General features: G+C 55.1%; 19 protein-coding genes and 1 riboswitch. Of the genes, 9 read left to right on the top strand and 10 right to left on the bottom strand.

Annotated elements, in window-relative coordinates; translation table 11 throughout:
• Positions 1–164 precede the first annotated feature (164 nt).
• From rpoB to dcuB, 3 genes are all read left to right on the top strand, one after another.
• Positions 165–4,193: a DNA-directed RNA polymerase subunit beta gene (gene rpoB, locus ACMYSN_RS13645; RefSeq protein ID WP_462495206.1), complete on the top strand. Its 4,029-nt coding sequence runs from the start codon at positions 165–167 to the stop codon at positions 4,191–4,193.
• 76 nt (positions 4,194–4,269) lie between these two features.
• Positions 4,270–8,493, top strand: coding sequence for a DNA-directed RNA polymerase subunit beta' (rpoC, locus tag ACMYSN_RS13640; RefSeq protein ID WP_462495205.1), 4,224 nt, complete (start codon positions 4,270–4,272; stop codon positions 8,491–8,493).
• Between the two features lie 414 nt (positions 8,494–8,907).
• A complete protein-coding gene (dcuB, locus tag ACMYSN_RS13635; protein WP_123758152.1) occupies positions 8,908–10,248 on the top strand; it encodes an anaerobic C4-dicarboxylate transporter DcuB in 1,341 nt (446 codons plus the stop codon).
• A 51-nt stretch (positions 10,249–10,299) separates the two neighbouring features.
• Here dcuB and ACMYSN_RS13630 read toward each other — a convergent pair whose 3' ends face one another.
• The 10 genes from ACMYSN_RS13630 to rsd all read right to left on the bottom strand — a co-directional run bounded on the left by ACMYSN_RS13630 (position 10,300) and on the right by rsd (position 19,114).
• Positions 10,300–10,611, bottom strand: a complete 312-nt coding sequence (locus tag ACMYSN_RS13630) for a PTS lactose/cellobiose transporter subunit IIA (protein WP_123758153.1) — start codon at positions 10,609–10,611, stop codon at positions 10,300–10,302.
• A 3-nt stretch (positions 10,612–10,614) separates the two neighbouring features.
• The gene (locus ACMYSN_RS13625) at positions 10,615–10,875 is read right to left on the bottom strand and encodes a PTS sugar transporter subunit IIB (RefSeq protein ID WP_254444147.1); all 261 of its coding nucleotides are present in this window, start codon (positions 10,873–10,875) and stop codon (positions 10,615–10,617) included.
• A 218-nt stretch (positions 10,876–11,093) separates the two neighbouring features.
• On the bottom strand, positions 11,094–12,626 hold the full coding sequence (locus tag ACMYSN_RS13620; RefSeq protein ID WP_462495204.1) for a sensor domain-containing diguanylate cyclase: 1,533 nt from the start codon (positions 12,624–12,626) through the stop codon (positions 11,094–11,096).
• 324 nt (positions 12,627–12,950) lie between these two features.
• The gene (thiH, locus tag ACMYSN_RS13615; protein WP_462495203.1) at positions 12,951–14,081 is read right to left on the bottom strand and encodes a 2-iminoacetate synthase ThiH; all 1,131 of its coding nucleotides are present in this window, start codon (positions 14,079–14,081) and stop codon (positions 12,951–12,953) included.
• A complete protein-coding gene (thiG, locus tag ACMYSN_RS13610; protein ID WP_462495202.1) occupies positions 14,078–14,848 on the bottom strand; it encodes a thiazole synthase in 771 nt (256 codons plus the stop codon). Before thiG ends, thiH begins: the two co-directional genes overlap by 4 nt.
• A gap of 1 nt (position 14,849) precedes the next feature.
• Positions 14,850–15,050, bottom strand: a complete 201-nt coding sequence (gene thiS, locus ACMYSN_RS13605; protein ID WP_462495201.1) for a sulfur carrier protein ThiS — start codon at positions 15,048–15,050, stop codon at positions 14,850–14,852.
• Positions 15,034–15,789, bottom strand: coding sequence for a HesA/MoeB/ThiF family protein (locus tag ACMYSN_RS13600; protein WP_462495200.1), 756 nt, complete (start codon positions 15,787–15,789; stop codon positions 15,034–15,036). Before ACMYSN_RS13600 ends, thiS begins: the two co-directional genes overlap by 17 nt.
• Positions 15,782–16,417, bottom strand: coding sequence for a thiamine phosphate synthase (gene thiE, locus ACMYSN_RS13595; protein WP_462495199.1), 636 nt, complete (start codon positions 16,415–16,417; stop codon positions 15,782–15,784). Before thiE ends, ACMYSN_RS13600 begins: the two co-directional genes overlap by 8 nt.
• Positions 16,417–18,324, bottom strand: coding sequence for a phosphomethylpyrimidine synthase ThiC (thiC, locus tag ACMYSN_RS13590; RefSeq protein ID WP_462495198.1), 1,908 nt, complete (start codon positions 18,322–18,324; stop codon positions 16,417–16,419). The genes thiE and thiC overlap by 1 nt, the downstream gene beginning before the upstream one ends.
• 86 nt (positions 18,325–18,410) lie before the next feature.
• Positions 18,411–18,563: riboswitch (TPP riboswitch) on the bottom strand.
• A gap of 53 nt (positions 18,564–18,616) precedes the next feature.
• Positions 18,617–19,114, bottom strand: a complete 498-nt coding sequence (gene rsd, locus ACMYSN_RS13585) for a sigma D regulator (protein ID WP_123758163.1) — start codon at positions 19,112–19,114, stop codon at positions 18,617–18,619.
• Between the two features lie 93 nt (positions 19,115–19,207).
• Between rsd and nudC the strand changes: the two genes are divergently transcribed.
• The 6 genes from nudC to ACMYSN_RS13555 all read left to right on the top strand — a co-directional run bounded on the left by nudC (position 19,208) and on the right by ACMYSN_RS13555 (position 23,563).
• Positions 19,208–19,981, top strand: a complete 774-nt coding sequence (gene nudC / locus ACMYSN_RS13580) for an NAD(+) diphosphatase (RefSeq protein WP_123758164.1) — start codon at positions 19,208–19,210, stop codon at positions 19,979–19,981.
• Positions 19,982–20,020: 39 nt separating this feature from the next.
• Positions 20,021–21,085, top strand: coding sequence for a uroporphyrinogen decarboxylase (hemE, locus tag ACMYSN_RS13575; RefSeq protein WP_462495197.1), 1,065 nt, complete (start codon positions 20,021–20,023; stop codon positions 21,083–21,085).
• A 9-nt stretch (positions 21,086–21,094) separates the two neighbouring features.
• A complete protein-coding gene (nfi, locus tag ACMYSN_RS13570) occupies positions 21,095–21,766 on the top strand; it encodes an endonuclease V (protein ID WP_462495196.1) in 672 nt (223 codons plus the stop codon).
• Positions 21,767–21,808: 42 nt separating this feature from the next.
• Positions 21,809–22,399 (top strand): YjaG family protein, encoded by a 591-nt coding sequence (locus ACMYSN_RS13565; RefSeq protein ID WP_123758167.1) that lies wholly within the window; start codon positions 21,809–21,811, stop codon positions 22,397–22,399.
• A gap of 186 nt (positions 22,400–22,585) precedes the next feature.
• Entirely contained in the window at positions 22,586–22,858 is a 273-nt protein-coding gene (gene hupA, locus ACMYSN_RS13560) for a nucleoid-associated protein HU-alpha (protein WP_004097675.1), read from the top strand.
• Positions 22,859–22,870: 12 nt separating this feature from the next.
• Positions 22,871–23,563, top strand: coding sequence for a DUF1481 domain-containing protein (locus tag ACMYSN_RS13555; RefSeq protein WP_462498257.1), 693 nt, complete (start codon positions 22,871–22,873; stop codon positions 23,561–23,563).
• The last annotated feature ends 102 nt before the right edge of the window (positions 23,564–23,665 follow it).

The following is a 23,665-nucleotide window of genomic DNA, read 5'->3' as shown; positions in this document are numbered from 1 at the left end:
GCGACAGGGTGCTCGCTCTGTGTAAATCGCGACGAAATGGTTTAAGCGTGATAGCAACAGGTATTGCGGAAAGTGTTCCATTTTCCGGTCCACAAAATAGTGTTGCATAAAAAACTGCCTTTTTGAGGCAGACGGGTCGACTTGTCAGCGAGCTGAGGAACCCTATGGTTTACTCCTATACCGAGAAAAAACGTATTCGTAAGGATTTTGGTAAACGTCCACAAGTTCTGGACATACCTTATCTCCTTTCTATCCAGCTTGATTCGTTCCAGAAGTTTATCGAGCAAGATCCTGAAGGGCAATATGGTCTGGAAGCAGCCTTCCGTTCCGTATTCCCGATTAAAAGCTACAGCGGTAATTCCGAGCTGCAATACGTCAGCTACCGTCTGGGCGAACCTGTTTTTGATGTTAAAGAATGTCAGATCCGTGGCGTGACCTATTCGGCACCGCTGCGCGTAAAACTGCGTCTGGTGATCTACGAGCGTGAAGCGCCGGAAGGCACCGTTAAAGACATTAAAGAACAAGAAGTCTACATGGGCGAAATTCCGCTCATGACCGACAACGGTACCTTTGTTATCAACGGTACTGAGCGTGTTATCGTTTCTCAGCTGCACCGTAGCCCGGGCGTCTTCTTTGACAGTGACAAAGGTAAGACCCACTCTTCCGGTAAGGTCCTGTATAACGCACGTATCATCCCTTACCGCGGTTCCTGGCTGGACTTCGAATTCGATCCGAAAGACAACCTGTTTGTCCGTATCGACCGTCGTCGTAAGCTGCCGGCTACCATCATCCTGCGCGCGCTGAATTACACCACTGAGCAGATCCTTGACCTGTTCTTCGAAAAAGTGGTCTTTGAAATTCGCGACAACAAGCTGCAGATGGAGCTGATTCCGGAGCGTCTGCGTGGTGAAACGGCGTCCTTCGACATCGAAGCCAACGGTAAAGTCTACGTTGAGAAAGCCCGTCGTATTACCGCTCGCCATATCCGTCAGCTGGAAAAAGACGATATCAAGCATATCGAAGTTCCGGTTGAATATATCGCGGGTAAAGTTGCTGCTAAAGATTATGTCGATACAGCGACTGGCGAACTGATCTGCCCGGCGAACATGGAGCTGAGTCTGGACCTGCTGGCCAAACTGAGCCAGTCCGGTCATAAGCGCATTGAAACTCTGTTCACCAACGATCTCGATCACGGTGCGTACATGTCTGAGACTGTACGTGTCGACCCGACCAACGATCGTCTGAGCGCACTGGTAGAAATCTACCGTATGATGCGCCCGGGTGAGCCGCCGACTCGTGAAGCAGCTGAAAGCCTGTTTGAGAACCTGTTCTTCTCCGAAGACCGCTACGATCTGTCCGCGGTTGGTCGTATGAAGTTCAACCGTTCTCTGCTGCGCGACGAAATCGAAGGTTCCGGTATCCTGAGCAAAGACGACATCATCGAAGTGATGAAGAAGCTCATCGATATCCGTAACGGTAAAGGCGAAGTCGATGATATCGACCACCTCGGCAACCGTCGTATCCGTTCCGTTGGCGAAATGGCGGAAAACCAGTTCCGCGTTGGCCTGGTTCGTGTAGAGCGTGCGGTGAAAGAACGTCTGTCTCTGGGCGATCTGGATACCCTGATGCCTCAGGATATGATCAACGCCAAGCCGATTTCTGCAGCAGTGAAAGAGTTCTTTGGTTCCAGCCAGCTGTCTCAGTTTATGGACCAGAACAACCCGCTGTCTGAGATTACGCACAAACGTCGTATCTCCGCACTGGGCCCAGGCGGTCTGACCCGTGAACGTGCAGGCTTTGAAGTTCGAGACGTACACCCGACTCACTATGGTCGCGTATGTCCAATCGAAACGCCTGAAGGTCCGAACATCGGTCTGATCAACTCCCTGTCGGTCTATGCACAGACGAACGAATATGGCTTCCTCGAGACGCCGTACCGTAAAGTCACCGACGGTGTTGTTACCGACGAAATTCATTACCTGTCTGCAATCGAAGAAGGTAACTACGTCATCGCTCAGGCGAACTCCAACCTGGATGACGAAGGCCACTTTGAAGAAGACCTGGTAACCTGCCGTAGTAAAGGCGAATCCAGCTTGTTCAGCCGTGACCAGGTTGACTACATGGACGTATCCACCCAGCAGGTGGTTTCCGTCGGTGCGTCCCTGATCCCGTTCCTGGAACACGATGACGCCAACCGCGCATTGATGGGTGCAAACATGCAACGTCAGGCGGTTCCGACTCTGCGTGCTGATAAGCCGCTGGTTGGTACCGGTATGGAACGTGCTGTTGCCGTTGACTCCGGTGTTACTGCGGTGGCCAAACGTGGCGGTACCGTTCAGTACGTGGATGCATCCCGTATCGTTATCAAAGTTAATGATGACGAGATGTTCCCGGGCGAAGCAGGTATCGACATCTATAACCTGACCAAATATACCCGTTCTAACCAGAACACCTGCATCAACCAGATGCCTTGTGTGTCCCTGGGTGAGCCAATTGAGCGCGGCGACGTGCTGGCAGATGGTCCGTCCACCGACCTCGGTGAACTGGCTCTCGGTCAGAACATGCGTGTAGCGTTCATGCCGTGGAACGGTTACAACTTCGAAGACTCCATCCTCGTCTCCGAGCGTGTGGTTCAGGAAGATCGCTTTACGACTATCCATATCCAGGAACTGGCATGTGTGTCCCGTGACACCAAGCTGGGGCCGGAAGAGATCACCGCTGATATCCCGAACGTGGGTGAAGCTGCACTCTCTAAACTGGATGAGTCCGGTATCGTTTACATCGGTGCAGAAGTCACCGGCGGCGACATTCTGGTTGGTAAGGTGACCCCGAAAGGTGAAACCCAGCTGACGCCAGAAGAGAAACTGCTGCGTGCGATCTTCGGCGAGAAAGCGTCTGACGTTAAAGACTCTTCTCTGCGCGTACCAAACGGTGTTTCCGGTACGGTTATCGACGTTCAGGTCTTCACCCGCGATGGCGTGGAAAAAGACAAACGTGCGCTGGAAATCGAAGAGATGCAACTGAAGCAGGCGAAGAAAGACCTGTCTGAAGAACTGCAGATCTTCGAAGCTGGCCTGTTTGGTCGTATCTACGCGGTGCTGGTTGCCGGTGGTGTTGAAGCTGAGAAGCTCGACAAGCTGCCGCGTGATCGCTGGCTGGAACTGGGCCTGACCGACGAAGAGAAGCAAAATCAGCTGGAACAACTGGCTGAGCAGTACGACGAACTGAAACACGAGTTCGAGAAAAAACTCGAAGCGAAACGCCGCAAAATCACTCAGGGCGACGATCTGGCACCGGGCGTGCTGAAGATTGTTAAAGTGTATCTGGCCGTTAAACGTCAGATTCAGCCTGGTGATAAAATGGCAGGTCGTCACGGTAACAAGGGTGTTATCTCTAAGATCAACCCGATCGAAGATATGCCGCACGATGCGAACGGTACGCCGGTCGATATCGTACTGAACCCGCTGGGCGTACCGTCTCGTATGAACATCGGTCAGATCCTGGAAACTCACCTGGGTATGGCTGCGAAAGGTATCGGCGAGAAAATCAACGCCATGCTCAAGCAGCAGCAGGAAGTTGCCAAGCTGCGCGAATTCATCCAGAAAGCGTATGACCTGGGTACCGACGTTCGTCAGAAAGTCGACCTGAATACCTTCACTGATGATGAAGTACTGCGTCTGGCTGAGAACCTGAAAAAAGGTATGCCGATCGCAACGCCGGTCTTCGACGGTGCGAAAGAAGCTGAAATTAAAGAGCTGCTGCAACTCGGTGGTCTGCCATCTTCTGGCCAGATCACCCTGTTCGACGGCCGTACCGGTGAGCAGTTTGAGCGTCAGGTAACCGTAGGTTACATGTACATGCTGAAACTGAACCACCTGGTCGACGATAAGATGCACGCTCGTTCCACCGGTTCTTACAGCCTGGTTACTCAGCAGCCGCTGGGTGGTAAGGCACAGTTCGGTGGTCAGCGCTTCGGTGAGATGGAAGTATGGGCGCTGGAAGCTTACGGCGCAGCTTACACCCTGCAGGAAATGCTCACCGTTAAGTCTGATGACGTGAACGGTCGTACCAAGATGTATAAAAACATCGTGGACGGCAACCATCAGATGGAACCAGGCATGCCAGAGTCCTTCAACGTACTGTTGAAAGAGATTCGTTCGCTGGGTATCAACATCGAACTGGAAGACGAGTAACTCTCGCTCAAACAGGTCACTGGTGCCGGGGTAATACCCGGCGCCAGATTGTGCTAACTCCGACGGGAGCAAATCCGTGAAAGACTTATTAAAGTTTCTGAAAGCGCAAACTAAAACCGAAGAGTTTGATGCGATCAAAATTGCTCTGGCATCGCCAGACATGATCCGTTCATGGTCTTTTGGTGAAGTTAAAAAGCCGGAAACCATTAACTACCGTACGTTCAAACCAGAACGTGACGGCCTTTTCTGTGCGCGTATTTTCGGGCCAGTAAAAGACTACGAGTGCCTGTGCGGTAAGTACAAGCGCCTGAAACACCGTGGTGTGATTTGCGAGAAGTGCGGCGTTGAAGTGACCCAGACTAAAGTGCGTCGTGAGCGCATGGGCCACATCGAACTGGCATCTCCGACTGCCCACATCTGGTTCCTGAAGTCGCTGCCGTCCCGTATCGGCCTGCTGCTGGATATGCCGCTGCGTGATATCGAACGTGTTCTGTACTTCGAATCTTATGTGGTTATCGAAGGCGGCATGACTAACCTGGAACGTAACCAGATCCTGACTGAAGAGCAGTATCTGGATGCGCTGGAAGAGTTTGGTGACGAATTCGACGCCAAGATGGGTGCGGAAGCTATCCAGGCCCTGCTGAAGAGCATGGATCTGGAGCAAGAGTGTGAAACTCTGCGCGAAGAGCTGAATGAAACCAACTCAGAAACCAAGCGTAAAAAGCTGACCAAGCGCATCAAGCTGCTGGAAGCATTCGTTCAGTCTGGCAACAAGCCGGAGTGGATGATCCTGACCGTTCTGCCGGTTCTGCCGCCAGATCTGCGTCCGCTGGTTCCGCTGGATGGTGGTCGTTTCGCGACTTCTGACCTGAACGATCTGTATCGTCGCGTCATTAACCGTAACAACCGTCTGAAACGTCTGCTGGATCTGGCTGCGCCGGATATCATCGTACGCAACGAAAAACGTATGCTGCAGGAAGCGGTTGATGCCCTGCTGGATAACGGTCGTCGCGGTCGTGCGATCACCGGTTCTAACAAACGTCCTCTGAAATCTTTGGCCGATATGATCAAAGGTAAGCAGGGTCGTTTCCGTCAGAACCTGCTCGGTAAGCGTGTTGACTACTCCGGTCGTTCTGTTATCACCGTAGGTCCATACCTGCGTCTGCATCAGTGCGGTCTGCCGAAGAAAATGGCACTGGAGCTGTTCAAACCGTTCATTTACGGCAAGCTGGAACTGCGTGGCCTCGCCACCACCATCAAAGCCGCGAAGAAAATGGTTGAGCGTGAAGAAGCTGTCGTCTGGGATATCCTGGATGAAGTTATCCGCGAACACCCGGTACTGCTGAACCGTGCACCAACTCTGCACCGTTTGGGTATCCAGGCATTTGAGCCGGTACTGATCGAAGGTAAAGCTATCCAGCTGCACCCGCTGGTTTGTGCGGCATACAACGCCGACTTCGATGGTGACCAGATGGCTGTTCACGTACCGCTGACGCTGGAAGCCCAGCTGGAAGCGCGTGCGCTGATGATGTCTACCAACAACATCCTGTCCCCGGCGAACGGCGAACCTATCATCGTTCCGTCTCAGGACGTTGTATTGGGTCTGTACTACATGACCCGTGACTGTGTTAACGCCAAAGGCGAAGGCATGGTGCTGACTGGCCCGAAAGAAGCTGAGCGTATTTACCGCGCTGGCCTGGCCTCTCTGCATGCGCGCGTTAAAGTGCGTATCACCGAATACGAAAAAGACGAAAATGGCCAGTTTGTTGCGAAAACCAGCCTGAAAGACACGACCGTTGGCCGTGCCATTCTGTGGATGATCGTACCAAAAGGTCTGCCGTTCACTATCGTGAACCAGGCGCTGGGTAAGAAAGCCATCTCTAAGATGCTGAATACCTGCTACCGTATTCTGGGCCTGAAACCGACCGTTATTTTTGCGGACCAGACGATGTACACCGGCTTTGCTTATGCAGCGCGTTCAGGTGCATCCGTTGGTATCGATGACATGGTCATCCCGGAGAAAAAACACGAGATCATCTCTGAGGCGGAAGCCGAAGTTGCTGAGATCCAGGAACAGTTCCAGTCCGGTCTGGTTACCGCTGGCGAACGCTACAACAAAGTTATCGATATCTGGGCTGCGGCGAACGATCGTGTATCCAAAGCGATGATGGATAACCTGCAAACTGAAACCGTTATTAACCGTGACGGCGTCGAAGAGCAGCAGGTTTCCTTCAACAGCATCTACATGATGGCCGACTCCGGTGCGCGTGGTTCTGCGGCACAGATTCGTCAGCTGGCTGGTATGCGTGGTCTGATGGCGAAGCCGGATGGCTCCATCATCGAAACGCCGATCACCGCGAACTTCCGTGAAGGTCTGAACGTACTCCAGTACTTCATCTCCACCCACGGTGCTCGTAAAGGTCTGGCGGATACCGCACTGAAAACAGCGAACTCCGGTTACCTGACTCGTCGTCTGGTTGACGTTGCACAGGACCTGGTCGTTACTGAAGACGACTGTGGCACTCTGGAAGGCATCACCATGACCCCGGTTATCGAGGGTGGTGATGTTAAAGAGCCGTTGCGCGATCGCGTACTGGGTCGTGTAACCGCTGAAGACGTTCTGAAGCCGGGTACTGCGGATATTCTGGTTCCACGCAACACGCTGCTGCACGAGCACTGGTGTGACCTGCTGGAAGAGAACTCCGTTGACTCCGTCAAAGTACGTTCTGTCGTATCCTGTGACACCGACTTTGGTGTATGTGCGCACTGCTACGGTCGTGACCTGGCGCGTGGCCACATCATCAACAAAGGTGAGGCTATCGGCGTTATCGCGGCACAGTCCATCGGTGAGCCGGGTACCCAGCTGACGATGCGTACGTTCCACATCGGTGGTGCGGCATCTCGTGCGGCTGCTGAATCCAGCATCCAGGTGAAAAACAAAGGTAGCATCCGTCTTAGCAATGCTAAATCGGTTGTGAACTCTGCCGGCAAGCTGGTAGTGACCTCGCGTAACACCGAACTGAAACTGATCGACGAATTCGGCCGTACCAAAGAGAGCTATAAAGTACCTTACGGTGCTGTGATGGGTAAAGGTGATGGTGAGCAGGTTGCTGGCGGGGAAACCGTTGCAAACTGGGATCCACACACCATGCCGGTTATCTCTGAAGTCAGTGGTTTCATTCGCTTCACCGACATGATCGACGGCCAGACCATTACCCGTCAGACCGACGAATTAACCGGTCTGTCATCCCTGGTGGTTCTGGATTCTGCAGAACGTACCGCGGGTGGTAAAGATCTGCGTCCGGCGCTGAAAATCGTTGATGCTAACGGTAACGACGTTCTGATCCCTGGCACCGATATGTCTGCTCAGTACTTCCTGCCGGGTAAAGCGATTGTGCAGCTGGAAGACGGCACTCAGATTCACTCAGGTGACGCTCTGGCGCGTATTCCTCAGGAATCCAGTGGTACCAAAGATATCACCGGTGGTCTGCCACGCGTTGCTGACCTGTTCGAAGCGCGTCGTCCGAAAGAGCCTGCGATCCTTGCTGAAATCAGCGGTATCATCTCCTTCGGTAAAGAGACCAAAGGTAAACGTCGTCTGGTTATCACACCGTTAGACGGTAGCGATCCGTACGAAGAGATGATTCCGAAGTGGCGTCAGCTGAACGTGTTCGAAGGTGAACGTGTAGAACGTGGTGATGTGGTTTCCGACGGTCCGGAAGCACCGCACGACATTCTGCGTCTTCGTGGTGTACACGCGGTAACGCGTTATATCACCAACGAAGTACAGGACGTTTACCGTCTGCAAGGCGTTAAGATTAACGATAAGCACATCGAAGTTATCGTTCGTCAGATGCTGCGTAAAGCGACCATCGAAAGTGCTGGTAGCTCCGACTTCCTGGAAGGCGAGCAGGTTGAATACTCCCGCGTCAAGATTGCGAACCGCGATCTGGAAGCGAACGGCAAAGTGGCGGCGACCTTCTCCCGCGACCTGCTGGGTATCACCAAAGCGTCTCTGGCAACCGAGTCGTTCATCTCTGCCGCATCGTTCCAGGAGACCACGCGTGTCCTGACCGAAGCAGCCGTTGCGGGTAAACGCGACGAACTGCGTGGCCTGAAAGAGAACGTCATCGTGGGTCGTCTGATCCCGGCTGGTACCGGTTATGCGTACCATCAGGATCGTATGCGCCGCAAAGCTGCTGGTGAACAGCCAGCTGCACCTCAGGTGAGCGTGGAAGAAGCTTCTGCGAACCTGGCAGAGCTGCTGAACGCAGGTCTGGGCGGTTCAGACAACGATTAATCGTTGACGCTTCGCGTAAAAAGCCAGTCAGGTCTCCTGACTGGCTTTTTTATTATCTCCGGTTGGCGTCGGCTAATCGTTATCTTATTTCCCCCATAATAAATTACATTCCATTAATGTTTTTCCCTCAATTAAGCAGCAAGCAAGCCATATAAACTACGGGCCTTCTCTTTTTCTTAATACCCATACAAATTGATGGGTAAAAATTCTACCCGTATCAAAAAATCGTCAAATCAAAGGCGATATAGTCAAAAAGTCCAATTAATCATGTGATTACTTTTTTGATTCTTCAGTTTCTTGAAACCGGAGAGGGTGTCTTATATCTGCAAAACAGACCTGTGACAGGAGAATGGGTTAATAGAACGGCAGTGGTCGCGACATTTTTGAGTTTAATAGACTGAGTCTGGGGGATGCATGGAATTCGCAATACAACTCGTCATTATTTTAATATGCCTGTTTTATGGTGCCAGAAAAGGCGGTATCGCACTTGGTTTGCTGGGCGGTATCGGGCTGGTGATTTTAGTCTTTGTCTTTCATCTTCAGCCGGGTAAGCCGCCGGTTGATGTGATGCTGGTGATTATTGCGGTGGTGGCCGCCTCGGCAACGCTGCAGGCATCCGGTGGGTTAGATGTGATGCTGCAGATTGCGGAAAAACTTCTGCGCCGTAACCCCAAATATGTTTCGATTGTGGCACCCTTCGTCACCTGTACCCTGACTATTCTTTGCGGCACCGGACACGTGGTCTATACGATCCTGCCGATTATTTACGACGTCGCGATCAAGAACAACATACGTCCCGAACGGCCGATGGCGGCAAGTTCGATTGGCGCACAGATGGGGATTATCGCCAGCCCGGTGTCGGTTGCGGTGGTGTCGCTGGTGGCGATGCTGGGAAATTTCACCTTTAACGGTAAACATCTCGAATTCCTCGACCTGTTAGCGATTACTATTCCGTCGACGCTGTTGGGTATTCTGGCGATCGGTATTTTTAGCTGGTTTCGTGGTAAGGATTTGGACAAGGACGAAGAGTTTCAGGCCTTTATCTCGACGCCAGAAAACCGCCACTATGTATACGGTGACACGGCCACGCTGCTCGACCGGAAACTGCCTGCCAGCAACTGGGTTGCCATGTGGATCTTCCTGGCATCCATTGCCGTGGTGGCGGTACTGGGAGCCTTCTCTGAACTGCGCCCGGCATTCAACGGTAAGCCGCTCTCGATGGTGCTGGTGATCCAGATGTTCATGCTGCTCTCAGGCGCGCTGATCATCATTATCACCAAAACCAATCCGGCTGCGATTTCTAAGAATGAGGTTTTCCGTTCGGGGATGATCGCGATTGTGGCGGTGTACGGCATTGCCTGGATGGCGGAAACCATGTTCGGCGCACACATGAGCGAGATTAAAGGCGTGCTGGGCGAAATGGTGCAGGAATATCCCTGGGCTTACGCCATCGTCCTGCTGCTGGTGTCCAAATTTGTGAATTCCCAGGCCGCTGCATTGGCGGCGATTGTGCCCGTGGCGCTGGCGATTGGCGTCGACCCGGCCTATATCGTGGCCTCCGCGCCCGCCTGCTATGGCTATTACATTCTGCCAACCTACCCAAGCGACCTGGCGGCGATTCAGTTCGACCGTTCGGGCACCACCCATATTGGCCGTTTCGTGATTAACCATAGCTTTATTCTGCCGGGGTTAATCGGCGTCAGCGTGTCCTGTGTGTTTGGCTGGATATTTGCTGCGCTGTACGGTTTTCTGTAATAAAAAAGCAGGTGCCTTTTCAGGCACCTGCTTTTAACAGACGCGGTTTATTTACTGTGCCGTACGGCGATACAGTTCAATCATATCGGTGGCCAGATCCTGAATGACCATCGCATTCATCAGATGATCCTGGGAGTGAACCGTAATCAGGTTGACCGGGAGTTTGCCGGTGCCTTCATCGAGGCCGATGAGCTGAGTCTGGATTTTATGTGCGTGCTTCACAAACTCATGTGATTCGGCCATCGCCTGCTCGGAGGCGGCAAAATCACCTTTGCGTGCCAGCTGCAGGGCGGTTAATGCGCAGCTACGTGCAGAACCGGCGTTGACCAACAGCTCCATGATCGTTGTTTCTAAATCTTCCATGGTTTACTCCATCAACTTCAGGGCTTTATCAAGAACGGCATCACCTTTCATCATGCCGTAATCCATCATATCGATAACCGCGACTTTCTTACCTAGCGGGTCGGCCATCGCCTGCAGTTTCGCCTGCTCATACTTCACCTGCGGACCCAGCAGAATGATGTCCGCTGCGGCGAGGTTATCTTTAAACTCGGCGACTGGTACGGCTTTAATCGAGACTTCAATACCTTTCTTCTTCGCAGCGTCTTGCATGCGTTGAACCAGCATGCTGGTGGACATACCGGCGGCGCAACATAACACGATATTCTTCATAATGGATGGCCCTTATGTTCCCTTGATGCATCATCTTTATCGCGGGGAGAGGGGCACGACAACCGCTTTACCGCGATTGTGTGTAAGGCATCACAAAATAATGAAACCGGTTTCAATTCTGCCCGTGAATTAATAAAAAACCCACCGAAGCGGGCTTTCTGGGGTCATCAGCGTTAAACCCGTACGATGCAGTTTTTGCCCTGCTGTTTCGCTTTATACAGCGCCTCGTCCACGGCCACGACCAGTTTATCCAGCGGTTCCATGTTCCATTCTCCCAGCCCGGCGCTAAAGGTCACCGTCAACCCATCTTCACGCCAGGTCCGCTGGGCAATCTTCAGGCGCCAGCTGTCGAGAAGGGCATGGGCATTGGCGAGATGTTCCTGCGTGAAAATCACGGCAAACTCTTCTCCGCCATAGCGGTAGAGCGAAATCTGTTCGGGTTGCAGGAGCTGTAGCCCTTCGCGCGCAACGTTACGCAAAACAATGTCGCCGTTGAGGTGGCCCCAGGTGTCATTAATGGATTTAAAGTTATCGATATCCACCAGAGCCAGCGCGAAGGGGTGATGATCGTTCATCAGCGCGGCGACATCGCTGTCGAAGGCGCGGCGGTTTTTACAGCCGGTCAGTGCGTCAATCGTTGCCTGACGCACATAGGTAAGCTCGCGCTGCTTATTACTTTCGATAGCTTTACTCAACATGGCTTCGAGCTGTGGTGCGCGGTTAACATCCCCGGTTTTAATCGCGTTGATGATGTTCATCAGCACCGTGCGCGAAGCGTGCCGCAGATAGAGACCGAACAGAACGATCACAATGGCGGAGAGCGCAAAGCCCCAGAGAACAATCGTGGTTTCGTGGCGCGACAGATCGACCAGCGTGGCGTTGGTGACGCGGTAAATGACGAACCAGTCGGGATTCGTGAAAGAGTAATAGTAATACCAGGTGTCCGAGGCTTCGTCATAGAGCTGGCCTTCGGCGCTGGTCATTTTGTCCATCAAGGCTTCGCTGGTGTAGGGTTTAAAAAGCACGCCAGGATCGGGATGGATAACGACTTTCCCATCACGCTGCACCACAAAAAACTCCCCCTGCATCGGGGCGGCCATCTGGCGCAGGGCGTAGCCCATTGAGGTCAGATCCAGGTGAAAAGCGAGCGAGCCTTTGAGTCGGCCTTCTGGTGAGATAACGGGTCTGTAAAGCGTGATGGTCGGGTGATGGGTAAAATAATCAAGGTATGTTGAGGTATAAAGACTGAACGTACTGGCTTCGGCCTGCTTAATAAACCACGGCCTGGACTTGGGCGTAAAGGTCCGGCTCTCTTCACTCGGTAGCACCTCCGGCGCCCGCAGGTAATGACCCTGGGTATCTGCCAGCGAAATAGAAGAGACGCTGGGCATCAGTTCCTGAAGCTGCATTAAGTCCCGTAATCCTCTTTGCGGATCTACATTAACGGACTGATTCAGCTGGTCATAGTTAGCAAAGAATTTCGTGGCGCGCCCAAGAATATAATCATTTCCACGCAGCAGCGATTCCGTGTAATTCACCGCCAGGTTGTAGGTGAAATTACGATTAACGGAGTGATACTCCTCAATCAAATTCTTTTTTTGCGCCAGGGTGACAAACACCGCGATTAGCAAAAAACTGAGGAGAATACCCGCGAATCCAAGCAGGATTGGCATAGTGAAAGACAGTTTTCTGTTGTGACGTGCCATGTGTTGTAAATCGTTCCTGAAGGTATAACCGTGGGTTAAAGCACAGGTTTAGCCGTAATGCCTGGCGAGCGAATCAGATAACTCCAGGTCAATTATAACCCTGGCGTCGGGGATGATGTGATTTATCTTCGTCCACAATTCCCGTGCAATGACGGCCAGCGCGGCGATGAGGCAGGGCGAAAATGAGGAAGAGAAGAGGTTCGCCCTGGTCAGCGTCCGTTGCTGACCAGACAAGAATAGGAAAACAGCCGCGTGGTGACCATCATCCATTTTTCGCATTGGATAAAGCGACGTAAAATATCTCGTCGCTTTCTTTGCTTTTCATTACGGCTGTGAAGTGCGTCCCAGCCAGCTATCCCAGTCTTTCCACACCGGCTGCAATCCGCGCGACATCAGTGCGTCGGCAACCTCTTCAGGACGGCGGCCGTCGTGAGGCGCAAATTGTTCCAGCTCCGGATGATTGTCGGCATACCCGCCGGGCTGGGTTTTGGAAAACGCGCTGACGTTGTTAATCGCCAGCGGGATCACCTGGTCACGGAATGCCGGGGATTCGCGCGTCGAGAGCGACAGTTCGATCTCCGGTGCCAGCAGGCGGAAGGCGCAGATGGTCTGCACCAGCTGACGCTCGTCCATCAGCGATGCGGGCTCAACGCCGCCGGCACAAGGGCGTAGCCGGGGGAATGAAATCGAATAGCGGCTGCGCCAGTAGTGCTGCTGCAGCCACAGCAAATGCTCCGCCACCATATAACAATCCACACGCCAGCTGTCTGAAAGGCCAATTAATGCCCCGAGGCCGATCTTATCGATCCCGGCCTGGCCGAGCCGATCCGGTGTTTCCAGACGCCAGAAAAAGTCCTGCTTGTTGCCTTTCAGATGGTGCTGCGCGTACATGCTTTCGTGGTAGGTCTCCTGATAGACCATCACGCCGTCCAGCCCGAGCGTTTTTAGCTCCGCGTACTCTTCCATGGCCAGCGGCTGCACTTCCATCTGCAGGGAGGCGAACTGGCTGCGGATCGCCGGCAGGTGGCGACGAAAATAGTCCATACCGACTTTGCTCTGGTGCTCGCCGGTCACCAACAGCAGATGCTCAAAGCCCATTGCGCGAATGGCCGTGCATTCACGGGCGATCTCGGCCTCATCTAATGTTTTACGTTTAATGCGGTTGCTCATTGAAAAACCGCAATAGGTACAGTCATTGGCACACAGGTTAGAGAGATACAGCGGCACGTAAAAGCTGACAGTATTGCCAAAACGCTGGCGGGTCAGCCGCTGCGCCTTCTGCGCCAGCGGCTCCAGATAGCCCGCGGCGGCAGGGGAGAGCAGCGCCATCATATCGTCACGGCTGAGCTGTTTCGCTGCCATCGCACGTTCGACATCGGCCGGTGTTTTACTGTTGATACGCAGGCGGATGTCATCCCACTCCAACTGTTTCCAGCGTTCGGTAAAGGTGCTCATACCAGCGTCTCCAGAAAACCTGTTAACGGGCTGGTGGCCTGCGCCTGGGCGCTACGCGAACCTGGACCCGCCTGTCGAGCCAGCACGCCAGCTTCGACCGCCAGGCGGAAAGCCCGCGCCATGGTCACCGGGTCGTCGGCCACGGCAATAGCGGTATTGACCAGCACCGCGTCCGCGCCCATTTCCAGGGCCTGCGCGGCATGGCTGGGAACGCCAATCCCGGCATCCACCACCACCGGTACCGTGGCCTGCTCGATAATGATTTCCAGCATCGCCTTGGTCTCCAGCCCCTGATTCGAGCCAATCGGCGCACCCAGCGGCATTACCGCAGCACAGCCGGCCTCCTCCAGCCGTTTACACAGGACCGGGTCGGCGCCGCAATAAGGCAGCACCACGAAACCTTCCCGTACCAGCACTTCTGCCGCCTTCAGGGTTTCAATCGGGTCCGGCAACAGCCAGCGTGCATCCGGATGGATTTCGAGCTTCAGCCAGTGAGTGCCCAGCGCTTCCCGCGCCAGTCGGGCCGCGAAGATGGCTTCCTCCGCCGTTTTTGCCCCGGAGGTATTCGGCAACAGGCTGACGCCGGAGGCCAGTAATGGGGCGAGAATAGCGTCATTATGCTGGCGCAGATCGACGCGCTTTAGCGCCAGCGTGACCAGCTGGCTGCCCGAGGTGCGAATCGCTTCGACCATGACTTCCGGCGCAGAGAATTTCCCGGTACCGGTAAAAAGATGAGATTCAAACGTTTTGTCCGCGATACGTAACATGTCAGCCTCCGGCGATGACCTGAAAAAGCAGGACCCGATCGCCTTCCTGCAGAAGATGATGTTCCCACCGCTCGCGCGGTAGGACCTGTTGATTGAGCGCCAGCGCGATACCCGCCTGCAGCTGTTCTAACTGAATGAGCAGGGCGGCGACGGTGGTGGCTTCGATGCACTGCACCGGCCGATCGTTAAACCAGATCTGCATGCTGCCCTCCACAGACCGGGCAACTCTGCGCGCGCTGGAGCGTCAGATTGCGCCAGTGGCTGGTGCGGGCATCGAATAAGCGCAGGGTGTTGCGCGGCGTTGCCATACCGGAAAGCAAGGTGATGGCCTCCAGCGCCTGAAGGGTGCCCATCATGCCGACTACCGGCCCGATAATCCCCGCCGTACGGCAGTTACGTTCGGGTTCGGTGCTGTCCGGCCACAGGCAGCGGTAGCAGCCCTGATCCCACGGCGGCGTCAGTACCATCAACTGGCCGCCCAGGCCAACGGCGCTGGCAGTGATCAGCGGAGTCGCCTGTGCGACACAGGCGGCATTGATGGCCTGGCGGGTCGCCATGTTATCGGTGCAGTCCAGTACCACATCCGCTTTGGCGACCTCCTGGCGCAAAGCTTCGCCGGCCAGGTGTTGCTGTAACGTGACGATCTCAACCTGTGGATTGAGCCGGGCCAGGCGCTGCCGGGCGGCGGTGGTTTTCGGTTGGGCAATGTCATCGCTGGTGAACAGAATTTGCCGCTGCAGATTGCTGACGTGCACCTCATCATCGTCGGCGATAACCAACGTACCAATGCCCGCTCCGGCCAGATACAGGGCAGCAGGCGAACCCAGCCCACCGAGTCCCACAATCAGCACCCGGCTGGCCAGCAGCTTCTGTTGACCTTCGATGGCGATATCTTCCAGCATCAGCTGGCGGCTGTAGCGCATAAAATCGCTGTCATTCATCGCCTGCTCCCGCCATGTCCAGCAGCTGCGCGGTGGCCTGTTGCCAGTCCGCCGCCTGGGTAATGGCGCTGACCACCGCGATGCTGCCGACGCCGGTTTCCAGTACCTGTGGCGCGCGCGCCAGGCTAATACCGCCGATCGCGACCGTCGGGTAATCGGCCAGCCGCTGGATATGGCGGGCGAGCTGTTCCAGACCCTGCGGAGCGGAAGGCATCTGCTTGGTTTGCGTGGGGAAGACGTGACCCAGGGCGATATAGGAAGGACGTGCCGCCAGCGCAACGTCGATTTCCATATCGTCATGGGTCGACACGCCGAGGCGCAGGCCGGCATGACGAATGGCGTTCAGGTCAGTCGTCTCCAGGTCCTCCTGCCCTAAATGCACGCCATAGGCCTGATGTTTAACCGCCAACTGCCAGTAGTCGTTGATAAACAGCCGGGCGTGGTATTGACGCCCGAGCGCGATCGCGGCGATGACATCGGCTTCTACCTCGCTATCGCGCTTATCTTTGATGCGCAGCTGAATGGTACGTACACCTGCGTGCAGCAGGCGTTCGATCCAGACCACGCTATCGACGACCGGGTAGAGGCCTAAACGGAACGGGACGGACGGAAAATCGGGTTGATACATCAGGCTTGCTCCTTACGTAAATAGATCTCACCGCCGCGAGCGCGGAAGTCCTGCGACTTATCAGCCATTCCGCTTTCGATATTCTGGCGGGCGGCATAGTCCCGTACTTCCTGGGTGATTTTCATTGAACAGAATTTGGGCCCGCACATGGAGCAGAAATGGGCGACTTTGCCGGATTCCTGCGGTAGCGTTTCGTCGTGATAAGCACGGGCGGTGAATGGATCGAGGGCGAGGTTGAACTGGTCTTCCCAGCGGAATTCAAAACGGGCTTTGGACATGGCGTTATCACGGATCTGTGCGCCGGGATGGCCTTTCGCCAGATCCGCCGCATGGGCCGCAATTTTGTAGGTGATCAGCCCCTGTTTCACATCTTCTTTATTCGGCAGGCCGAGGTGTTCTTTCGGCGTGACGTAGCAGAGCATCGCGCAGCCAAACCAGCCGATCATTGCCGCGCCGATGCCGGAGGTGAAATGGTCATAGCCCGGGGCGATATCGGTGGTCAGCGGCCCCAACGTGTAGAACGGCGCTTCGTGGCAGTGCTCGAGTTCCTCGGCCATATTGCGGCGGATCATCTGCATCGGCACATGGCCCGGGCCTTCAATCATCACCTGCACATCGTACTCCCAGGCGATTTTGGTCAGCTCGCCCAGTGTGTGCAGCTCGGCAAACTGCGCTTCATCGTTGGCGTCCTGAATCGAGCCGGGGCGCAGGCCGTCGCCGAGGGAGAGGGAGACATCATAGGCGGCGCAAATCTCACAGATTTCGCGGAAACGCTCGTAGAGGAAGTTTTCCTGATGATGCGAGAGGCACCACTTGGCCATGATAGAGCCGCCACGGGAGACAATACCGGTCAGGCGTCTGGCTGTCATCGGCACGTAGCGCAGCAGGACGCCGGCATGGATGGTGAAATAGTCGACGCCCTGTTCTGCCTGCTCCAGCAAGGTGTCGCGAAAAGCTTCCCAGGTGAGGTTCTCGGCGATCCCGTTAACCTTCTCCAGCGCCTGGTAAATCGGCACGGTGCCGATGGGGACCGGGCTGTTACGCAGGATCCATTCGCGGGTTTCGTGGATATACCGTCCGGTGGACAAATCCATCACCGTATCGGCGCCCCAGCGCGTCGACCATACCAGCTTTTCTACCTCTTCTTCGATGGAGGAGGTGACCGCCGAGTTGCCGATGTTGGCGTTGACCTTCACCAGAAAGTTGCGGCCGATAATCATCGGCTCAGATTCCGGGTGGTTGATGTTGGCAGGAATGATGGCCCGCCCGGCAGCGACCTCATCGCGGACGAATTCTGCGGTGATATTGTCCGGTAGCCGGGCGCCGAAACTTTCCCCCGGATGCTGGTGGCGCAATACCTCCCCGCGAATACGCTCCCGGCCCATGTTTTCGCGGATGGCGATGAACGCCATTTCAGGCGTCACGATCCCCTGACGGGCATAGTGGAGCTGGGTGACGCATTTGCCAGGCTTCGCGCGCCGTGGCGTCAGCTGGCCACGAAAGCGCAGCGTATCAAGATCGTCATCGGCGAGGCGCGCTTTGGTATACTGCGAGCTGCGTTCCTGCAGCGGTTCGCTGTCATCGCGTGCATCAATCCATGGCTGGCGCAGCGTTGACAGTCCCTGGCGCACATCGATCGCCACGTCGGGGTCGCCATAAGGGCCGGAGGTGTCGTACACCGGGATCGCTTCGTTTTGTTCGTACTGCGGCTGGGCTTTATCACCGCCAATCAAGGTGGGACTGAGCTGGATTTCCCGCATCGGCACGCGGATCTCCGCCTGCTGGCCCTGAATGTAGATGCGTTGGGAGCGGGGAAAGGCGGTCCCTTCCAGGGTATGGATAAAATGCTGGGCGCGTTCGCGCTGTTCCCGACGGGTGAGTTTTGGTTCAGACTTTGTTGCAGACATAGCGCATTCCAGATGAAAAAGGACATGGCTTGTCAGACGACGGATGGAGTAACAGAGGCGATCGGTCCTGGAGGGACGGTCGCATAGGACAGTTTACTCTTGTTCCCTTCGCAGGTATTAGCCTGATCAGGTTCCGCGGATCCCGAATTAACGGTCTCAGCCTTTTCCGCTTCATCCTTCGTGCTGCCTTGAGGCATCACGAATGCTGTTGTGGAAAATGGGCACTCCGACAAGATACATCCCCCTCCAGCGAGGGGGAACGTATGTAAACTACTCGTTAACAGCGCACAACTCAAGCCGTCGGCGCGATATTGTCGCTGATGTTGTCTTTCAGGTTATGCGATATCGCCAGTACGATCAGCTTGTCTTCCAGCGCGAATCGCGCTTCCAGCGCTTCGCCGATATCGGACAGCGCCTGCTGAAATTCGAGATAGTTATCGTGGTCGATGGCGTTTTCGAGGCAGGAGTCGTAGCAATCCATAATCAGCTGAGTGTTGGCTTCCAGCTGCGGATAGAGTTTGGTGGCAGCCAAAAGTGGCGTATTGCCTTCCATTTCGCCAAGAATACGTTCATAAATATTAAAATGGCCGGAGGAGAGATAATCCACCAGGCTTTGGCAAAAATTATCCAGCGCCTTTTCGTTCAGTCGCATAAAGGATTCTTTGCCGGGCTTCAGGCCAACCAGCTTGTAGTAAGCCACGAGCAAATGCTTACGTACATGTAGCCAGCGATCGACCAGTTTATTACTGCCTCCAACACGTTCCGTTAGGTTTTCCAGCTGGTTTAACATGGTTGACTCCGCAAGTTTAAGAAAATAACGTTGCTCACCAAAATGTAAATATAATGTTAAAAGTGCCAGTAAAACGAAGGTAGTGCAATAGATATGGATCGTATTATTGAAAAATTAGATCGCGGCTGGTGGATCGTCAGTCACGAACAAAAATTATGGTTACCCGGCGGGGAATTACCACATGGCGAAGCGGTAAATTTCAATCTTGTCGGTCAGCACGCGCTGCATATCGGAGAATGGCAAGGTGATGCGGTGTGGATGGTGCGCCAGGATCGTCGGCAGGATATGGGATCGTTACGCCAGGTGCTGGATAGCGACCCGGGGCTGTTTCAGCTGGCGGGGCGCGGCATCCAGCTAAGCGAGTTTTATCGCTCGCATAAATTCTGCGGCTACTGCGGCCACCCGATGCACCCGAGCAAAACCGAGTGGGCGATGCTGTGCGGCCACTGCCGCGAGCGCTACTACCCGCAAATTGCCCCGTGCATGATCGTGGCGATCCGTCGGGACGATACGATCCTGCTGGCGCAGCATACCCGCCATCGTAACGGCGTACACACGGTGCTGGCCGGGTTTGTCGAAGTGGGGGAGACCCTGGAACAGGCAGTGGCCCGCGAAGTGATGGAAGAGTGCGGCCTGAAGGTGAAAAACCTGCGCTATGTGACCTCCCAGCCGTGGCCGTTCCCCCAGTCGCTGATGACCGCGTTTATGGCGGAGTATGATAGCGGCGACATTGTGATCGATAAAAAAGAGCTGCTGCAGGCAGGCTGGTATCGTTACGACGATTTACCGCTGTTGCCGCCGCCGGGTACCGTGGCGCGCCGGCTGATAGAAGATACCGTGGCACTGTGTCGGGCAGAGGCGGAGTGACGTGTTACACTGGCGTAAAATGGGATCAGGATGAATAACATGACCGAACTAAAAAACGATCGTTACCTGCGAGCGCTGCTACGCCAGCCTGTGGACGTGACCCCTGTGTGGATGATGCGCCAGGCTGGCCGCTATTTGCCGGAGTACAAGGCCACTCGCACGCAAGCGGGCGACTTTATGTCGCTATGTAAAAACGCCGAACTTGCCTGTGAAGTCACGCTGCAGCCACTGCGTCGCTACGCGCTGGATGCGGCGATCCTCTTCTCGGACATCCTGACCATCCCGGATGCGATGGGGCTTGGGCTGTACTTCGAAACCGGCGAAGGTCCACGTTTCACCTCGACCATCACCTGCAAAGCCGATGTCGATAAACTGCCGGTACCCGATCCGGAAGATGAACTCGGCTACGTGATGAATGCCGTGCGTACCATTCGTCGCGCGCTCAACGGCGATGTTCCGCTGATTGGCTTCTCCGGTAGCCCGTGGACGCTGGCGACCTATATGGTGGAAGGCGGAAGCAGCAAAGCCTTCACCGTGATCAAAAAAATGATGTATGCCGATCCGCAGGCGCTGCATGCCTTGCTCGATAAGCTGGCAAAAAGCGTCACGCTGTATCTGAATGCCCAGATTAAAGCCGGCGCGCAGTCGGTGATGATTTTCGATACCTGGGGCGGGGTGCTGACCGGTCGTGATTATCAGCAGTTCTCGCTCTACTACATGCACAAAATCGTGGATGGTCTGCTGCGTGAACATGAAGGCCGCCGCGTACCGGTCACGCTGTTCACTAAAGGTGGCGGGCAGTGGCTGGAAGCGATGGCGGAGACCGGCTGCGATGCGCTGGGCCTCGACTGGACGACCGATATTGCCGATGCCCGGCGTCGGGTCGGCCATAAAGTGGCTCTGCAGGGCAATATGGACCCTTCTATGCTCTACGCGCCTGCGGGCCGTATTGAAGAAGAAGTCGGGTCGATTCTTGCTGGCTTTGGTCAGGGCGAAGGTCACGTCTTCAACCTTGGGCACGGTATTCATCAGGATGTGGATCCTGAGCATGCCGGCGTGTTTGTCGAGGCAGTGCACCGACTCTCGGCGCAATATCACCGCTAAGGTATGGCGATGGATCTGACGTCTCTTCGTGCCAGCCAGCAGACGCTGGCCGGCTCGGTTATCCGTGAGGATCGCTGGGATCCGGATGCTTGCGGGCTGATCGGTGGCGCGGACGTCGGTTTTGAGCAAGACGGCGCAGTGACGCGGGCGGCCATGGTGCTGCTCGCCTACCCATCGCTGGAACTGGTGGAATATCAGGTGGCGCGGGTGGCGACCACCATGCCGTACATCCCCGGTTTTCTCTCCTTTCGTGAAACCCCCGCGCTGCTGGCGGCGTGGCAACAGTTGTCACAAAAGCCGGGTCTGTTATTTGTCGACGGTCACGGCATTTCCCATCCACGGCGGCTGGGCGTCGCCAGTCATTTTGGCCTGCTGGTGGATGTGCCGACCATTGGCGTGGCGAAAAAGCGTTTGTGTGGGCAGTTTACGTTGCCCGACGACGAGGTGGGGGCGCTGGCGCCGTTGATGGACAAAAGTGAACAACTGGCGTGGGTCTGGCGCAGTAAAGTGCGCTGTAATCCACTCTTTATCAGCACCGGCCATCGCGTCTCCCTCGATAGCGCGTTGACATGGGTTCAGCGTTGTATGCAGGGCTACCGTCTGCCAGAGCCAACGCGCTGGGCGGATGCGGTTGCTTCACGGCGTCCGGCGTTTGTGCGTTGGCAAGCAAATCACGGCTGATTCAGGTACACTGCGGCTAATTTCTGACTTCGAGAATTCATCATGTTACAAAACCCGATTCATCTGCGTCTGGAGAAGCTTGAAAGCTGGCAGCACGTCACCTTTATGGCTTGTCTGTGCGAGCGCATGTACCCTAATTACGCCATGTTCTGCCAGCAAACTGAGTTTGCCGATGGTCAGCTGTATCGCCGTATTCTCGATCTGATTTGGGAAACCCTGACGGTCAAAGATGCGAAGGTGAATTTTGACAGCCAGCTCGAAAAGCTGGAGGAAGCCATTCCGGCAGCCGACGATTACGATCTGTATGGTGTTTATCCTGCCATCGATGCCTGTGTCGCATTAAGCGAACTGATTCACTCGCGCCTGAGCGGAGAAACGCTTGAGCACGCGATTGAGGTCAGTAAGAGTTCCATCACGACAGTGGCAATGCTGGAAATGACCCAGGCTGGTCGCGAAATGACCGATGAAGAGCTCAAAGAAAACCCAGCGGTAGAGCAGGAATGGGATATTCAGTGGGAGATTTTCCGTCTGCTGGCCGAGTGCGAAGAGCGCGACATTGAACTGATCAAAGGACTGCGCGCAGACCTCCGCGAGGCCGGTGAGAGCAATATTGGTATAAATTTTAAGCAGTGAGACCAGAAAACGTGATTTACCGCCTGAATTGTCGCGTCTGAAGGCTTCCATTCCGCCCCCCGTCTGGTCTACATTTGGAGGGCGAAAAAAAGTGGCTATCGGTGCGTGTATGCAGGAGAGTGCTTTTCAGGCATTTCCGTCGCACTCGGTGCTTAGCAAGCGATAAACACATTGTAAGGATAACTTATGAACAAGACTCAACTGATTGATGTAATTGCGGACAAAGCTGACCTGTCCAAAGCACAGGCAAAAGCTGCCCTGGAATCTACCCTGGCTGCAATTACTGAGTCTCTGAAAGAAGGTGATGCTGTCCAACTGGTTGGTTTCGGTACCTTCAAAGTGAACCACCGCGCTGAGCGTACTGGCCGCAACCCGCAGACCGGTAACGAAATCAAAATTGCCGCTGCTAACGTGCCGGCGTTTGTTTCTGGTAAAGCTCTGAAAGACGCAGTCAAGTAAGACCGCGTGGCAGTGTACAGTTTTAACGAAGGGGCCTTACCGCCCCTTTTGTCTATCTGGCGCCGTGTCGCGGTGCTGGTGGGTACACTGCTGCTCACTGCCTGTAGTAGTCATTCTTCTTTGCCGCCTTTTACCGCCAGTGGCTATGCGGACAACCAGGGCGCGATGCGTATCTGGCGTCTGGATTCCAACGGCGAAGTGCATCTTCTTGCCGCCTTCAGTCCGTGGCGTCACGGCAATACCTCAACCAGCGAATACCGCTGGCAGGGTGACAAACTCAGGCTGATCGAACTCAACGTTTACGGCAAACCCTCGGAACATATCCGCGCCCGCTTTGATGACCAGGGCGAGCTGAGCTTTATGCAGCGTGAAGTGGATGGGCAAAAACAGCAGCTCTCCAGCGATCAGGTTGCGCTTTACCGCTATCGGGCGACACAGATTCGCCAGACCAGCGATGCACTACGCCAGGGGCGTGTTGTCCTGCGTCAGGGGCGTTGGCATGCCAACCGGACGGTAACGACCTGCGAAGGGCAAACCGTGAAGCCGGAGCTGGACGCGCGGGCACTGGCCTTTATTGAACGTCGCCAGAGCCATTCTTCTGTCGACGTGAGCGTAGCGTGGCTCGAAGCCTCGGATGGTGCTCAGCTGCTGCTGGTGGCCAACGAAGACTTCTGTACCTGGCAACCGCAGGAAAAAACCTTCTGACGCCCGTCAGAACGCATGCCAGTTTTACCTTCTCAGTTCCTCTCTCTGTCTTTCCCGACGCACCTTATGCCTAACCCACGGCACGATGCCGGGCTTCCGCGT

The sequence above is a fragment of the Klebsiella sp. R445 genome, assembly GCF_051131755.1.
Taxonomy (GTDB): Bacteria; Pseudomonadota; Gammaproteobacteria; order Enterobacterales; family Enterobacteriaceae; genus Klebsiella; species Klebsiella lignicola.
The sequence above is the reverse complement of the archived record's forward strand: the minus strand, read 5'-3'. Positions and strand labels throughout refer to the sequence as shown.

Excerpts from the sequence above, each read along its gene's own strand:
- thiC (WP_462495198.1), bottom strand. The coding sequence starts at position 18,324 with ATGTCTGCAACAAAGTCTGAACCAAAACTCACCCGTCGGGAACAGCGC.
- thiS (WP_462495201.1), bottom strand. The coding sequence starts at position 15,050 with ATGCAGATCTGGTTTAACGATCGGCCGGTGCAGTGCATCGAAGCCACC.
- ACMYSN_RS13620 (WP_462495204.1), bottom strand. The coding sequence starts at position 12,626 with ATGGCACGTCACAACAGAAAACTGTCTTTCACTATGCCAATCCTGCTT.
- thiE (WP_462495199.1), bottom strand. The coding sequence starts at position 16,417 with ATGTATCAACCCGATTTTCCGTCCGTCCCGTTCCGTTTAGGCCTCTAC.
- ACMYSN_RS13565 (WP_123758167.1), top strand. The coding sequence starts at position 21,809 with ATGTTACAAAACCCGATTCATCTGCGTCTGGAGAAGCTTGAAAGCTGG.
- thiG (WP_462495202.1), bottom strand. The coding sequence starts at position 14,848 with ATGTTACGTATCGCGGACAAAACGTTTGAATCTCATCTTTTTACCGGT.
- thiH (WP_462495203.1), bottom strand. The coding sequence starts at position 14,081 with ATGAGCACCTTTACCGAACGCTGGAAACAGTTGGAGTGGGATGACATC.
- hupA (WP_004097675.1), top strand. The coding sequence starts at position 22,586 with ATGAACAAGACTCAACTGATTGATGTAATTGCGGACAAAGCTGACCTG.
- ACMYSN_RS13625 (WP_254444147.1), bottom strand. The coding sequence starts at position 10,875 with ATGCTGGTTCAACGCATGCAAGACGCTGCGAAGAAGAAAGGTATTGAA.
- ACMYSN_RS13600 (WP_462495200.1), bottom strand. The coding sequence starts at position 15,789 with ATGAATGACAGCGATTTTATGCGCTACAGCCGCCAGCTGATGCTGGAA.
- dcuB (WP_123758152.1), top strand. The coding sequence starts at position 8,908 with ATGGAATTCGCAATACAACTCGTCATTATTTTAATATGCCTGTTTTAT.
- nudC (WP_123758164.1), top strand. The coding sequence starts at position 19,208 with ATGGATCGTATTATTGAAAAATTAGATCGCGGCTGGTGGATCGTCAGT.
- rsd (WP_123758163.1), bottom strand. The coding sequence starts at position 19,114 with ATGTTAAACCAGCTGGAAAACCTAACGGAACGTGTTGGAGGCAGTAAT.
- ACMYSN_RS13630 (WP_123758153.1), bottom strand. The coding sequence starts at position 10,611 with ATGGAAGATTTAGAAACAACGATCATGGAGCTGTTGGTCAACGCCGGT.
- nfi (WP_462495196.1), top strand. The coding sequence starts at position 21,095 with ATGGATCTGACGTCTCTTCGTGCCAGCCAGCAGACGCTGGCCGGCTCG.
- rpoB (WP_462495206.1), top strand. The coding sequence starts at position 165 with ATGGTTTACTCCTATACCGAGAAAAAACGTATTCGTAAGGATTTTGGT.
- hemE (WP_462495197.1), top strand. The coding sequence starts at position 20,021 with ATGACCGAACTAAAAAACGATCGTTACCTGCGAGCGCTGCTACGCCAG.